Here is a 13,701-nt window from a genome sequence, read left to right as displayed (position 1 = left end):
GCTACTGACTTGTCGACGGGCTTGACCTGAGGGGACTTGGCGCCGTTGATTGCCGGCGAGTGGGGCGTTCTTCTCGACATGCCTGGCCTTCTGCGTCGGGAGAGCTGTGCGCGGCAACCGATGCCGTCGCTAGATTCGGTCGTCCGCGGGGTGGTCGCGGTTCCCGCCAGGGGGAACATTCCTGGCCGGGGACGTCGGTCGTGCGCTTGGTGTGGCGGACAGGATCCGGCCGGCCGCGTCCACGAGTGCGTCCGCGCCGTCCGCCGGGCGGGCCGGCGCTCGCCACGCGATGTGGCCGTCGGGCCGAACCAGGACCGCGCCGTTCGGTCCGATTCCGCACAGGTCCAGGAACGCGTCGTCGGGGTCGGGCAAGTCGGCCGTGCCGATCCGGCGGGTCACCGGCCATGCCGGGCACCAGTCGGCGTCTCGTCCGGCCAGCACGGTCAGCTCAAGCGGATCCAGAAGGTCCAGTGTGGAGGTTCGCTGCGGCTGGCCGAGCCATAGGTGCGGCAGCCGGTGGCCCGGACGACCGACCGGCTCGTAATCAGCGACCGGGTCGCCGGGGGGCGCCGGCGAGGAGTCCGCGATGACGGCGGCCGAGGTGTAGTGGTAGCCGAGCACCAGACCCTCGCTGGGTCTCGCGGTCGGTGCGGCGCCCGTCCGGTGCGCCGCCATGGCGTCGACGAGGCGGGTGTGGCTTTCCGCGACGCTGAGCTCGGCGACCGGTCTTCGCTCTGCCGCGTAGGTGTCCAGCAGTGCCGGCCATGCCCGTCCGTGGTAGACGGCCGCGAGCTTCCAGGCGAGGTTGTCCGCGTCGGCGATGCCGCAGTTGAGACCGAAGCCGCCGTAAGGCGTGGTGACGTGTGCGGCGTCGCCCGCGAGGAGCACCCGACCGGCCTGGAAGCGGTCGGCGATTCGAGCCGCCGCACGCCAGACTTGTTGCGCCACGATGGTCAGGTGCAGGTCCGCCAGCCCCGCCGCTGATCGGATCAGGTCGGCCGCCGCCCGGTTGTCGAGATCGGCGGGCGGGCCGCCGTCGACCACGAGATTGAACAGCCATCGCCGGTCGCTGTCGACGGCGAGGAACGTGCCGTGCAGCTCCGGCCGTTGGACGGTGTAGACCGCGCTGAGCCGGTCGGTGAGGTGAGCGGCAAGGTCCGCTTCGAAGAGGATGTTGACGTTGTGCGAGACATCGGTCGGCCCTGTCATGGCGATGCCGAGCGCGTCGCGGACGGTGCTGTGGGCACCGTCGGCGCCGACGACCCAGTCGGGTCGCAGTTGCTCCACCTCGCCGGTGCGGCGATCACGCAAGGTGGCGATCGGCCGCTCCGCTTCGGTGGTCAGCGCGACCAACTCGACTCAGAAACGGATGCGTGCGGTTGTCCTCCGCGACGCCGCTTCGCGCAGCAGGGGTTCGAGGCGGTCCTGGGAGCACAGCAGGGTGTACGTGGGGCTGGGCAGCGGCCGCGACGCCGGGTTGGCGACCATCCGGGTGCCGACCGGGTCGACCAGCGACCGTCCGGCGTAGAACGCGAGCTGGTCGCGAGGTAGGCCGGCGGCGGTCACGTCCGCTTCGATGCCCCACGATCGGTAGATCTCCATACTGCGCACGCTCAGCGCACGCCCTTTCGGAAAGGTGGCCGTGCCGGTGTGCCGCTCGACCAGGGTGACCGGGACGGCGAGTTGAGCGAGCCGGAGCGCGATGCTCAGGCCGACCGGGCCGCCTCCGACGACCAGCACACCGGGCACGGCGATGCTCAACCCGCGACCGCGGCGGTCAGCCGCTGTGCGTTGGTCCGGAACACGCCCAGCAGATCGAGGTCATCGGCGGGAAAGTTGACGATGTCGACCCGTTTGGCACCGGGAATCTCCGGGTTGGCCCCGGGAATGTGTGAGTTGGCGAGGACGATGGTCGGCTTCTTCGCGGTGAGCTCGGCGAGCTGTCCCGGTGTGATCGGCTCAGGTCCGTACGTTGCCTGCACCTGTAATCCGGCGAACTCGCCCCAGTAGCCCATGAAGAGGTGCGAGACGACCACGGGTGGTGTGGTGGGCACCTTCGCCTTCACACCCGACGAGAGCGCCGCATATTCAGTGTCGAAACTGGACAGCCAGGTCGTCGCCGCGGATTCCGTGCCGAACATCGCGCCGAGTCGGGTCACCTCCGCACGGATCTTCGCCGGCGTGTTCTCGAGCTCGACCGGTACGAGCTCTCCAGTGCCTCCGGTCGCTTCTTTGATCTTGGCGGCGAAGCCGTCGAACTCCGCGTAGAGGATGTAGTCGGCGCCGGCCACCGCGGCCAGGTCACTGGGTTTCGCATCGTAGTCCGGCGGATGCTGGACGTTGGCCGGCGCGATGACCGTGACGGCGGACGCGCCGGCGGCCTTGGCGAGGGCGCCGGCCCAGCTGGTCGACGCGACCACAGTGAGCTCGTCACCGGCCGGTGGCGACCCGGCCGTCGTTGGGCTCGCGTCAGTGCTGGAGCATCCGGCTGTCAAGAGAACGAGAGTCGTCACCACTGCGGCGGCGGCTCGGGACCAACGCATCGATCGCTCCTTCGGGTATGAGATAGGTGGCCAGGGTCAGCCCGCCGCAGACCAGCACCAGCACGGGGCCCGGCGGCTGGTCGAGCGCGAGCGCGAGAGAGAAGCCGACCGCGTTGCCGACGACGCCGAAGGCGACCGCCCACAGCGCCATCGAGGTCAGCGATCGGCCGAGGTTGCGGGCCGCGAGAGCCGGCAGGATCGTCAACGCGTCGACGAGCAGGGCACCGGTCAGGCGGATCGACGCCCCGATCGCGACCGCCACGACCGCGAGTAGCGCCAGCATCAGCGGACCGGCCGCGACGCCCGAGCAGAGCGCCAGCTCCCGGTCGAACAGCAGCAGCGCGAGCTGCCGACGCCAGCGCCAGAAAAGCACGTGGACCGCGACGGCCAGCGCCGCGAGGATCCACAGGTCGACCGCGCGGACGGCCAGGATGGAACCCCAGAGCAGCTCGAACGCACCGGTCGCGTTGACGCCGGAGACCGACAGCACGAGCAGGGCGGCGGCGATCGCGAAGGTCATCAGCAGGCCCATGGCTCCCGACAGGCCGGCGGGACGTCGAGCCAGCGGCGCCACGCCGGCGCCGGCGATCGCGCAGGCGGCCAGCCCGCACAGCGTCGGGTCGAGCCCGGTCAACAGGCCGACAGCGATGCCGAGCAACGCCACGTGCATGATCGCGAAACGGACCGCGATGATGTCGAGTCCGATGATGAAGACACCGACGATCGGCAGGACCACCGCCGCGATCGCGAGGCCCGCCGCCGACCGTTGTACGGCGGGTAGCTCGAGCAGCGTCATGAACTGGTCCACGCCCTCACACCAGCCGTAGGCGGCCGGCGGCCATCTCGGCGACGCGATCGCACGCGCGGGTCGTGGTCCGGTCGTGGGAGATCACGACCATCGTGACCGGCAGTGCAGCCAGCAACGCGGCGACCTGCTCCTGTCCGGCGAAGTCGAGCGCCGCCGTCGGTTCGTCGGCGAAGAGCACGCGGGCACCGGCGGCAACGGCGCCCAGCGCGCGAGCCAGGAACACGCGCTGCAGCTGCCCACCGGAGAGGGTGTCCAACGGGCGGTCGCGCAGGCTCCCGACATCGAGGCGGCCAGCGGCGTCGCGGGCTGCCACGGGATCGCCGCCGCTGTCGAGCAGCTCACCGGCGAGCAGCGGGAACCGGCCCGGCGCGAGCCGCTGCGGCATCCACGCCACCTCTCGGCGTCGCCGCGCCAGAGCACCAGGACCATCAGCGGGGACACCACCTACCGCCACCACGCCAGACGCGATGGGATGCAGGCCGAGCGCGGCACGCAGGAGCGTTGTCTTGCCGGACCCGTTCGCGCCGGTCAGCGCGAGGTGTTCCCCGGCGGCGACGGTGAGGTCGACCTCGTCGACCACCGTCCGTCGACCGAACCTGCAGGTAACCGAGGCGAAGGAAACGGTCGTGGCGGTCACCCGGACACCAGTGCCTGTCCACACCCGACACGCTTCATGAACTGGTAGTCGTGAATCTTGAGCATCCGGTTCCCGCCGACCGCAGACTGGTCCGGAACGGCGAGTGGGGCGGCCGCGCCGTCGGCCGCCCCACTCGCCCCCGGCCGTCGACCACGTGTGCCCTGCGGCAGCGCGGCCCTGACTGACGACCAGCACCGCGTGCCCACTCGTGACGACAGATCAACCCGCGACAGCGGGCTCCGCCGGGCGTTCTGAGCGGGACCCGGAGGATAGCCCCGCACACTATTCAGTCGTCCGCGAACGGGGTCCGGTTCCCGTCCGCCTTCGCTCGGGTCAGCCCAGCAGGGATTGGCCCACCCATCCATCCTCACGACAACCCGGTGGGACGGCGAAGACAGCCGAGCCGATCGGCGTGATCCAGTCGTTGAGGAGGTCGTTCTCGGCGAGGTTGCGCTGGATGGGGAGAAACTGGGTGCCGATGTCGCGCTGGTAGGCGGCGAAGATCAGCCCGGCGTCTGAGTTCCCGTCCGGTCCTGGCGCTTCGTCATAGTTGTACGGGCGCCGGAAGATCCGCTGCCGGTCGGACGTGACGTGGGCGCGGGCGATGTGCGCCGACTCGGATATGACGGTGAAGCCGAGCTCGTTGGTCTTGGCCAGGTCGGGCTGATCGTGCTCGTCGACGCCGGTGAGTGGCGCGCCGTCGGACAGGCGGCGACCGACGGCGAACTCCTTGGCGGTGGGGTCGGCGGCGTCCCAGGTCTCGAGCTCGGCCCGGATCCGCCGCACGACGACGGTCGTGCCGCCGTGCAGCCAGGTCGGTCCACTGTCAACCCAGACGGCTCCGTCGAACACGGGCGTGCCGAGCTTGGGGTTGCGCGTGCCGTCGAGCTGACCCATGACATTGCGTTGGGTGACGCCGTCGTCCTCCATGCCGCGGCTGCGCCGGAAGCCGCGCTGGGTCCAGCGGATGCTGCCGAAGGCGCGCGTGTCCTTGATGAGCATGCGTTGGGTGTGGGTGACGGTGAGCGGCTCGTCGGCGCAGATCTGGATGAGCAGGTCCCCGCCGGTCCACTGTGGCTGGAGCTTGTCGATCGGGAACGCGGGCAACGGTGCCAGCGAGGTCGGTCGATGCGAGTCGAGGCCGGCTGCGGCGAACAGCTTCGGGCCGAATCCGAACGTGACCGTCAGCCGGGCCGGCATGGCGGCCAGCTCCGGCTCGGTGTCGGCCAGGGCCGGGCGGCCCTGGGTGAGGCGGGCGGCGTCGTCGGTGAGCAGCCGCATCATCCGCCCCAGGGCGGCTCGGTCGACGCCTGGACGCAGGTCGAAGGAGAGGAACGCGGCATGCGCCTGGGCCGGGGTGTCGACTCCGGCCTGGTGCGCGCCGTAGAAGGGAACGGTCTGGGTTCCGAGGACTTGAACGGCTGGCGCCGCTGGTGTGGCTGGCTGGGCATCGGTGGCGGCGAAGGCGTGCGCCCCGGCCGTGAGGCCGGCCCCGACGACACCCCCGCCGACGGCCAAAGCACCGCCGCCGAGCAGGCGCCGCCGGGACAGCGGCCGGTCGGGCGTACCCATCAGCCCATGGTCATCGGGCTGGCGCTGGAGCCCGGGTTGTAGCTCTCGTTGCCGCCCGCGAAGTCCTTGGCCACCGCGGTGAACTCGAAGGTCTTGCCGTCGTCGAGGGTCAGGGTGAACGTGACCTCGTCGCCGGCCTTAACTGGCGCCTTGACGTCCATCATCATCAGGTGGTCGCCGCCCGGCTTGAGCTCGTGACTGCCTCCGGCCGGGATCGTGAACCCGCCCTCCTTGGGCCGCATCTCCATCTTGCCGTCGACCTCGGCGACCTCGTGGAGCTCCATCATCGGCGAGGCGGTGGAGGTGGCCTTGACGATCCGAAGCTCGCTGCCGCCGGTGTTGAGTAGCGTGCCGAACGCGGCCGTCATGCCCTTGTCCGCTGTCTTGACCCATATGTCGCGCACGGCGATGGGGTCGGCCGGGACCGACGCGGACGGTGGGGGCGGCGTGCTGGTGCTGGCCGGCTCGGCCGCGGAACCACAGGCCGTCGCGAGCAACGCGAGCGCCGCGGTCGCCGCGAGCGCGAGACCGCGCGCTGTCGTGGAAATGCTCATGCCGTGGTTCCTCCGGTCGTCGCTCATCGGTGCGTCAGAGGATTGGTCGTCAGGGCTTCCGAAGAAGTTCCGGCTCGTCCGGCTGCATCGACCGGGGCTACCGTGTGGAGCGTCACTCGAGGAGGCTTCCCTATGTCCCGTTCCCGTTCACTGGCTGTCGTGGCTGCTGTCGTCGTGGCAGCGACGGTGTGGTTGCCGGCGTCGCCGGCGTTCGCGCACACGAAGTTGACGGGGTCGACACCAGCGGCGAAGGCCACCGTGCGCAAGGCGGTCACGGACGTGACCCTGAAGTTCAGCGGGCTGATCAAGAAGGCCGGGACCACTGTGGTGGTTGCCGGGCCGGACGAGGTCTCCTATAGCGACGGCGCGGCCAGCGCGGTGGACCGCACGGTCACCCAGGCGGTGCGGCCGCTGCCGGTCGGCACCATCACGGTGCGGTGGCGGACGGTGTCGTCCGACGGCCATCCCATCCAGGGGACGTTCTCCTTCACCAACAAGGTCGCCCCGCCCGTCGCGACAAGCCCGAGCCCGAACGTCGCAGCCGCAACACCCTCGCCAACTCCGGCGACGGCCGAGCCGACGGCGGCGTCCCCGGTCCCGGTGTCACGGACCTCGTCCGGCCGCGGGTCCGGTCCGCTCGGTTGGATCATCGCCGTGGTCGCCGCCGTGATCGTGTTCGGCGGCGGGCTGGCATGGTGGCGGCGCCGTCGGGCGGCCTCCTGACGCCACGCTTACGCGGCCGGTTCTTCGCGAACCTCGGCGGTCACGGCCGACCTGCCCTCGGCCACCATCGCAGCCGAGAACGCCTCCGCGCGCGGGCTCAGGACACTCCATCCGTGCCTTCGACCGCTTGGCGGCCGACCGGGGTCCAGTGCCGGCCGCGACAGAGCGATCGTCAGCAGGTAGCCGGCGAGGAGGAATGCGTGGCTGGCCAACCGGCCGGCACCCACCCTGCCGTCGGCGATGTCACCCAGCGACAGCAACCCCAGCACCGCGACGAACGTCGTGAGCGTCGGAAGCAGGCCGGCGGGCCGAGTCCGGCGAATGGCCACGAACAAGAACCCAGCACCGAGCGCCAGGTTCCACGCGGCCGACTCGTGCCACAAATGCCCCGAGCCCGGCGCGCCGACGTGGTCCAGGTGCGCGGCCCGCCCGATGCCGGCTGTCTGCGCCGCGCCAAGGAGGAACTGCGCGAAGCCGACGCCGGCCAAACCGACGCGGAGCAGCCACGGCACCCCGAAACATCGCACGGCAGGCGGCTCGAACACCGGAACCGGCATGCCACCAGCGGGCACGGCAGAGGTCCGGGCGATCCGGGTGACCGCTGCGGCGGCGTCCAGCCATGACCGGCAAGATGGGCAGACATACAGATGCTGATCGATGCCTTGGGCGTCGTCCGGTGCCGCTTCCCCGTCGAGACCTGCGGAGAGAGCCTCGCGATACCGCTCGCATCCCACACCCTGATAGTCGCCGGGCACGGCCCGCCGGTTCCCGCGCGCTCCGGCGGACGCTAGCCTGATGCCCATGCCTGAGGCTGATCCGGAGCTCGCCGACCTGATCACGGAGCGCGCCCTGGCCGCGGGAACGGGTGATCGTGCCGCGGCGGCCGCGTTCGTGGAGGCGACCCAGCACACGGTGCGGCGGTTCATCGGGCACCTCTCGGCTCAGGGCGACGTCGACGACCTCACCCAGGAGACGTACCTGCGCGCGATGCGGTCCCTGCCGTCGTTCGACGGCCGCTCGTCGGCCACGACGTGGCTGCTGGCCATCGCCCGCCGGGTCTGCGTCGACCACGTCCGGTCGATCACCAGGCGACCCCGGATCGCCGCCACCCAGGACTGGCGGATCGCGGCCGAGGCCGCCACGCTGCGCGAGCGCCCTGCGGGCTTCGAGGTCGGCGTGGCCCTGACCGCCCTCATGCAAGGGTTGAGCGCCGAGCGTCGCGAGGCGTTCGTGGCGACCCAGATCGCCGGACTCAGCTATGCCGAGGCCGCCGAGGTCTGCGGCTGCCCGGTCGGAACCATCCGCTCCCGCGTCGCCCGGGCGCGCGAGGACCTCGTCGAGGCGATGAACGCCAACGGCCGGGGACAGCTGCGGTCGACGAGCTGACGCGATTCGCACATGCCGCCAGCCCGGTTCTCATCACCCCGTTCGCCACCTAGTGTTACCACTCACAGTGTCGACATGGTCACCGTGGGAGGTCCGCCACGCGTCGCGCCGCCGCCATCGCCGCACTCGCCACAGCCGTTCTGCTGATCGCCAGCCCGGCTCAAGCGTTCGCACACAACAACGTCCACAACGCGTTCCTGCACGCCGTACTCGATGGGCTGACCCTCCTGGTCGTGACCGCCCCGGTGTGGACCGCCTACTTCTGGGGTGCCGGGCGCCGTGGCGTGCTCATCGCCCTGGTCGCCGTGGTCCAGGTCCCCGTCGCGGTGATCGGCTTCACCCCGATCGCCAACCCAGCCCTGCACCTGACGGCGATGCTCGCCGCGCTGGCCCTGACCGCGTTCTCGCTGTGGTCGGTGCGACGCGCGTCACGCACTCCCGCCCCCGACCACGTCGCCGAGACCGGCTGACCGCTAGTTCACGCCGTCGACCCAGCGCCCGTCGGCACCGCGGACGGTGAATCCGAGCACCGGCCCGCGGTCGCCGTCGGCGCGGCGTACCGCCACGTCCGGGCAGCCCGGTGTCGGCGGCTGCCAACCGCCGTCGGCGTCGACAACGGACGAGAACCGGCAGCGCGCCTCGTCCACGAAGCCCCACGCCATCAGCAGGTCGCGGCCCTGGTACGTGTAGTGCCCGACAGTGGCGAGCCGCTCGCCCACCGGCCGTCGGTAGAACGTCGCCGACAAGCCCGGCACGGGCACACCCTCGAACTCGGCCTCAGCGACATCCCGGTGCTGCCCGTACTCGGCAAGGTTCGGCAGTTCCATCAACACCCCTTTCGTGCGGAGACTCCGGGTGATCAGTCGTCGCCGCACCTCAGTTAGTTCCAGGAATCCCACTGGAACCACCCAGACGACTACGACGACTAGTAGGAGAGGAATCGTCAACGGAAGTCGTCTCCCATGCCTTCGTCGCACCGCCCTGCCCGCACCGCCGCCTTGATCGGTGGCCTGGTCACGCTCGCTCTGGCAGTGGTCCTGCCCGCCGCCCCGGCGTGGGCGCACAACGAGCTCACCACATCCACCCCGACCGACGGCGCGAATCTATCCGCACCGCCGAGGCAGGTCGTGCTCACCTTCGCGCAACGCCTGGACCCGCGATACACGCAGATCGTCGTCACCGACGGCCACCGTGAGCCCATGCCAGCCAAGCTCCCGACGGTGTCGGGCATGTCCGCCAGCCTCGACCTCGAAGGCGACCTGCCCGACGGTGGCTACACGGTCGCGTACCGCGTGGTGTCTCCGGACGGCCACCCCGTGCAGGGCGCTCTCACCTTCTCGGTCGGTCCACCCACCAACGCCGCCTCACCGAGCGACGCACCGGTTGCCGCCCCGTCGGCGTCTGCGTCACACCTGCCTGTCGCCGTGGTGGTCGCAGCCGTTGCCGCGACGCTTTTGGCGGTCGCCGGCGGGTGGGCCCTCCGGCGCAACCGGGTCCGGGCGCGTTGACGGTCCGCAGGTGGCCGGTCGCCGTCGCCGGGCTCGGCGTCGCCGCCGCGACGATGCTCGTGCTGCTGGCGTACGGCGGCGGCGTGGACGACCGCGCCCTGCCCGGCCTGCCCGACCCCGGCCCGTTCACCGAGTGGATGCTGCCGGTCGCCCGCCTGGGTACCCAGGTCTTCGCCGTGGCGACCATCGGGCTGCTGCTCGGGGCCACCGTGCTGGCGCCGCGACGGGAGGGACTGCTGTCACCGGTCGGCTACCGGCAGGTGCGCGCCGCCCGCTGGCTGGCACTGGCCTGGGCCGTCTCGTCGGTCGCGCTGCTGTGCCTCACCATCTCCGACCTCCTCGGCCGGCCCGTCGGGGAGACCGTGTCGCGCACCTCGATCCTGACCTTCATCAGCTCGGTCGACCTCGGCCGCGCCCTGGCCGCCTCGGCGCTGCTCGCCGTGGCGGTGTTTTCGGCCTGCACCCTCGCCCTGCGCCCGGCCGGCGCCCTGACCGCCCTGGTGCTCGCCCTGCTGGCGGTCACCCCGGCCATCTTCACCGGCCACGCCGCGTCCGCCGACAACCACCAGCTCGCGGTCTCCAGCCAGCTCCTGCACGTCGTGCCGGTGACGCTCTGGGTCGGCGGGCTCCTGGCGCTGGCGACCGTCGCCCGCGCCGACACCGAAGACCTGGCTCGAGCCGTCGCCCGGTTCTCCACGCTGGCGGCCTGGTGCCTGGCCGCCGTCGGCGCCTCCGGGGTGCTGTCGGCCGCGGTCCGCCTCCCTTCCTGGGGGGACCTGCTCGGCACCTGGTACGGGCAGTTCGTGCTGATCAAAGTCGAACTGCTCGCGTTCGCCGGTTGGGCCGGGTGGCAGCACCGCCGCGCGACGCTGCCCCGGCTTCGGGCCGGCGACCGGCGGGCCTTCCTCCGTGTCGCCGCAGTCGAGCTGCTCGTCCTGGGCGCCGCAATCGGTGCGGCCGTCGCGCTGTCACGCACACCGGCACCGGTCGGTCCCGAGTCCGAGGACGTCGCCACCTCGCTGCTCGGCTTCTCGATGCCGCCAGCTCTGTCGATCGGAACCCTGGCGACCCGCTGGCTGGTCGACCCGCTCCTGCTGGCCGCCGTCCTCGCCCTGGCCGGCACCTACCTGGCCGGAGTGCGCCGGTTGACCCGCCGCGGCGACACCTGGCCCGCCAGCCGGACCGCCGCCTTCCTCGTCGGCTGCGCGGTCATCGCCGTCGCGACCTGCGGCGGCATCGCCCGGTACGCACCGGTGCTGTTCTCGGTCCACATGGTCGAGCATCTGCTGCTCGCGATGGTCGCTCCCGTGCTGCTGGTGCTCGGCGCTCCGGTGACCCTCGGACTGCGCGCGCTGCCCGCGGCGACCGACCCGACCTGGCCCGGACCACGGGAGTGGCTGCTGTCAGCCGTCCACTCCCGTACGGCGCGCCTGCTCACCCAGCCGCTCGTCGCGCTCGGCGTCTACGTCGTGAGCATGTACGCGTTCTACTTCACCGACCTGTTCGAGCTCGCCCTGCGCTCACACGCGGCCCACCTGCTGATGGTCGCCCACTTCCTGCTCGCCGGATACCTGTTCTTCTGGGTGGTGGTCGGGATCGACCCAGCCCCACGGAGCCGGCCGTCGCCATTCGTCCGGATGGTCCTCGTGCTGATCTCGATGGTGCTGCACGGCTTCCTCGGCCTGGCCATCATGCAGGCCAGCGACCTGATCGCCGGCAACTGGTTCACCGCGCTACCGCGATCGTGGGGGCCGACCCCGGCCGACGACCAGTACGTCGCCGGCGGCATCGCCTGGTCGTTCGGGGAGCTGCCCACCGTGCTGGTGGTCGGCGCCGTCTTCCGGCAATGGATCCGCGCCGACAAGCGCGAGCAGCGGCGCGTCGACCGCGCGGCCGACCGGGCCGAGGCCGGCGGACCCCCGGATGCCCACGACGCGTACAACGAATGGCTCGCCAAGGTCGCCGCCGACGAGCGGCGCAGCCCCACGAAATAGATGGCGGGAACTGATTGACCTCCACCGCCGACCAACACGGTGGCGCGCCAGCCGGCGCCACGCCACCTTGGAGGCCCCTTGTCCACGACCACCGAGCTCACCGAACCGGGCACGCCGAAGTCCTCGGCGACCGATCCGGGCCGCGCCGGCGCCGCCGCGGCCAAACGCCAGCGAACCATCGGCCCGCTGGTGCTCCGCCTGCACTTCTACGCCGGAATCCTCATCGCGCCCTTCCTCGTGGTGGCCGCGCTGACCGGACTGGCATTCGTCTTCAGCCCACAATTCGACAAGATCGTGTACGCCCACGAGCTGCACGTGGACCCGACCGGGACCGCCCGGCCACTGGCCGAGCAGGTCACCGCCGCCCGACAGGCCCACCCCGACGGAGACCTCGCCACGGTGATCCCACCCGTCAAGGCCAGCGACACCACCAAGGTGGTGTTCAACCTTGCGGAGCTGGGCGAGAAGCAGCACACGGTGTACGTGAGCCCGTACACCAACGAGGTGCGCGGCACGCTGACCACCTGGTTCGGGTCGACGCCGCTGCAGACCTGGCTCGACGACATGCACCGCAACCTGCACCTCGGCGTGGTCGGCCGGCACTACTCCGAGCTGGCCGCGAGCTGGTTGTGGCTGGTCGCCCTCGGCGGGCTCTTCCTGTGGCTACGTCGCCAGTGGACCGGACGACGCAAACTGCGCCGTACCGTCCTGCCCGACCTCGCCGCCAAGAAAGGTGTCCGGCGCACCCGCGGCTGGCACGCCGCCACCGGCGTCTGGCTCGTCACCGGGCTGCTCGCGCTGTCCGCGACCGGCCTGACCTGGTCCCGCTATGCCGGCGCCAACTTCGATATCCTGCAGGAAGCGTGGGGTGGCCCACGGCCGACGCTGGACACCGCCTTGCCCGGCGGGTCTACGGGCGGCGGCCACCACGGGGGCGCCGCACCATCCAGCGGCGACATCACCATCACCGACGTGGACCAGGTCACGATCATCGCGCGGGACGCCGGCCTGACCGGCCCGATCCAGGTCAGCCCGCCGGCCGAGCCCGGCGCCGCGTGGGTGGTAGCGCAGAACGACATGGCCTTCCCCATGAGGCAGGACAGCGCCGCCGTCGACCCGGTGGCCGGCACGGTCGTGGGCAGGACCTACTTCGCGGAATGGCCACTCATGCAGAAGCTGTCCAGCTGGGGTGTATCCCTGCACATGGGCTACCTGTTCGGGCTGGTCAACCAGCTTCTGCTGGCCGCGCTCGCCCTGGGTCTGCTCTGTGTGATCGTCTGGGGCTACCGCATGTGGTGGCAACGCCGACCCACCCGCGCCGACCGGACCGCGCCGCTCGGCGCACCACCGGCCCGGGGAGCATGGCGGCAGGCTCACCCCGCGGTCGCCGTCGTGATCCTGCTGATCGCCGCAGGGGTCGGCTGGGCGTTGCCGATGCTGGGCATCAGCCTCGCCGCGTTCCTGGTCGTCGACCTCATCATCGGTGCCGTGCGCCGTGGCCGCACCCGCCAGGTGATACCGACCTCGCCCGCGCCGCGCGCCGGCACAACCCTGACCCGATGAAGACGCCGGCCGCCCCTATGATCGGGGGCGGCCGGCGTGCATTCAGCTGGCGCGGGTGCCGGAGCGCCGCCAGGCCAGCACGGCGAAGATCAAGGCGACCAGGCCGAGAACCAGACCGGCCACGCCCGTCACGGTCATCAGCGTCGATCGGATGCCGTTCCCATGTTTGGCGTGACCCGCCGAGGGTTCGAACCTGCGCCATGACCCGCTACAACCGCCGATTTCGCACAGGTGCGACGGCCACAAACGGGCCCTGAGCTGCGGGTACGCGGTTCGGATTGTGTCACGTTGGGTCCGCCATCTTCGATGCGGACTGGTCGAAACCCCGAACTAGCTACGGCTCGGGCTCGGCCAATCCTCCCCAACCAGCGCGACACCGGCGGAAGGTCGTGAGGTCGTGCCGGCGCTAGACG

14 protein-coding genes and 1 pseudogene are annotated in these 13,701 nt (G+C 71.2%); 6 read left to right on the top strand and 9 right to left on the bottom strand.

All coding sequences use genetic code 11. The annotated features are described in order from the left end of the window. Positions 1–129: 129 nt before the first annotated feature. The 7 genes and pseudogenes from BLV39_RS45010 to BLV39_RS38630 form a co-directional block, all read right to left on the bottom strand. Complete coding sequence (locus BLV39_RS45010; protein WP_342342487.1) at positions 130–675, bottom strand: aromatic-ring hydroxylase C-terminal domain-containing protein; 546 nt, start codon at positions 673–675, stop codon at positions 130–132. 39 nt (positions 676–714) lie between these two features. After that, positions 715–1,740, bottom strand: a pseudogene (locus BLV39_RS45005) (FAD-dependent monooxygenase); the annotation flags it as partial. 17 nt (positions 1,741–1,757) lie between these two features. Next, positions 1,758–2,420, bottom strand: a complete 663-nt coding sequence (locus tag BLV39_RS38650; protein WP_218137115.1) for a metal ABC transporter substrate-binding protein — start codon at positions 2,418–2,420, stop codon at positions 1,758–1,760. A 49-nt stretch (positions 2,421–2,469) separates the two neighbouring features. Continuing rightward, positions 2,470–3,351, bottom strand: coding sequence for a metal ABC transporter permease (locus BLV39_RS38645; protein WP_218137114.1), 882 nt, complete (start codon positions 3,349–3,351; stop codon positions 2,470–2,472). Positions 3,352–3,355: 4 nt separating this feature from the next. Beyond that, a complete protein-coding gene (locus BLV39_RS38640; RefSeq protein WP_090803674.1) occupies positions 3,356–3,988 on the bottom strand; it encodes a metal ABC transporter ATP-binding protein in 633 nt (210 codons plus the stop codon). 333 nt (positions 3,989–4,321) lie between these two features. Next, positions 4,322–5,563, bottom strand: coding sequence for a Dyp-type peroxidase (locus BLV39_RS38635; protein WP_090803671.1), 1,242 nt, complete (start codon positions 5,561–5,563; stop codon positions 4,322–4,324). Then, positions 5,560–6,114 (bottom strand): copper chaperone PCu(A)C, encoded by a 555-nt coding sequence (locus BLV39_RS38630; protein ID WP_090804118.1) that lies wholly within the window; start codon positions 6,112–6,114, stop codon positions 5,560–5,562. Before BLV39_RS38630 ends, BLV39_RS38635 begins: the two co-directional genes overlap by 4 nt. A 159-nt stretch (positions 6,115–6,273) precedes the next feature. Between BLV39_RS38630 and BLV39_RS38625 the strand changes: the two genes are divergently transcribed. After that, positions 6,274–6,837 carry a copper resistance CopC family protein gene (locus BLV39_RS38625; RefSeq protein ID WP_176985303.1) on the top strand — a complete coding sequence of 188 codons (564 nt, stop codon included), beginning with the start codon at positions 6,274–6,276 and terminating at the stop codon, positions 6,835–6,837. An 8-nt stretch (positions 6,838–6,845) separates the two neighbouring features. On the opposite strand, the gene BLV39_RS38620 is transcribed toward BLV39_RS38625, so the two are convergent. After that, entirely contained in the window at positions 6,846–7,592 is a 747-nt protein-coding gene (locus BLV39_RS38620; RefSeq protein ID WP_176985302.1) for a zf-HC2 domain-containing protein, read from the bottom strand. A gap of 46 nt (positions 7,593–7,638) precedes the next feature. Here BLV39_RS38620 and BLV39_RS38615 point away from each other — a divergent pair, with 46 nt between their 5' ends. Next, entirely contained in the window at positions 7,639–8,223 is a 585-nt protein-coding gene (locus tag BLV39_RS38615) for a sigma-70 family RNA polymerase sigma factor (RefSeq protein ID WP_090803663.1), read from the top strand. 233 nt (positions 8,224–8,456) lie between these two features. Then, complete coding sequence (locus BLV39_RS38610) at positions 8,457–8,693, top strand: hypothetical protein (protein WP_239084036.1); 237 nt, start codon at positions 8,457–8,459, stop codon at positions 8,691–8,693. A 3-nt stretch (positions 8,694–8,696) separates the two neighbouring features. Here BLV39_RS38610 and BLV39_RS38605 read toward each other — a convergent pair whose 3' ends face one another. Then, entirely contained in the window at positions 8,697–9,050 is a 354-nt protein-coding gene (locus BLV39_RS38605; RefSeq protein ID WP_143050073.1) for a hypothetical protein, read from the bottom strand. Positions 9,051–9,185: 135 nt separating this feature from the next. Between BLV39_RS38605 and BLV39_RS38600 the strand changes: the two genes are divergently transcribed. The 3 genes from BLV39_RS38600 to BLV39_RS38590 all read left to right on the top strand — a co-directional run bounded on the left by BLV39_RS38600 (position 9,186) and on the right by BLV39_RS38590 (position 13,288). Continuing rightward, positions 9,186–9,731 (top strand): copper resistance CopC family protein, encoded by a 546-nt coding sequence (locus tag BLV39_RS38600; RefSeq protein ID WP_090803656.1) that lies wholly within the window; start codon positions 9,186–9,188, stop codon positions 9,729–9,731. 53 nt (positions 9,732–9,784) lie between these two features. Continuing rightward, positions 9,785–11,725 (top strand): bifunctional copper resistance protein CopD/cytochrome c oxidase assembly protein, encoded by a 1,941-nt coding sequence (locus BLV39_RS38595; RefSeq protein WP_090804112.1) that lies wholly within the window; start codon positions 9,785–9,787, stop codon positions 11,723–11,725. Between the two features lie 78 nt (positions 11,726–11,803). Next, positions 11,804–13,288 (top strand): PepSY-associated TM helix domain-containing protein, encoded by a 1,485-nt coding sequence (locus BLV39_RS38590; protein WP_090803654.1) that lies wholly within the window; start codon positions 11,804–11,806, stop codon positions 13,286–13,288. The last annotated feature ends 413 nt before the right edge of the window (positions 13,289–13,701 follow it).

Source organism: Asanoa ishikariensis (assembly GCF_900107455.1).
Lineage (GTDB): Bacteria > Actinomycetota > Actinomycetes > Mycobacteriales > Micromonosporaceae > Asanoa > Asanoa ishikariensis.
The sequence above is the reverse complement of the archived record's forward strand: the minus strand, read 5'-3'. Positions and strand labels throughout refer to the sequence as shown.

Coding starts and splice junctions, on each gene's coding strand:
- BLV39_RS38600 (WP_090803656.1), top strand. CDS start 9,186: ATGCCTTCGTCGCACCGCCCTGCCCGCACCGCCGCCTTGATCGGTGGC.
- BLV39_RS45010 (WP_342342487.1), bottom strand. CDS start 675: ATGGCGGCGCACCGGACGGGCGCCGCACCGACCGCGAGACCCAGCGAG.
- BLV39_RS38615 (WP_090803663.1), top strand. CDS start 7,639: ATGCCTGAGGCTGATCCGGAGCTCGCCGACCTGATCACGGAGCGCGCC.
- BLV39_RS38630 (WP_090804118.1), bottom strand. CDS start 6,114: ATGAGCATTTCCACGACAGCGCGCGGTCTCGCGCTCGCGGCGACCGCG.
- BLV39_RS38595 (WP_090804112.1), top strand. CDS start 9,785: ATGCTCGTGCTGCTGGCGTACGGCGGCGGCGTGGACGACCGCGCCCTG.
- BLV39_RS38605 (WP_143050073.1), bottom strand. CDS start 9,050: ATGGAACTGCCGAACCTTGCCGAGTACGGGCAGCACCGGGATGTCGCT.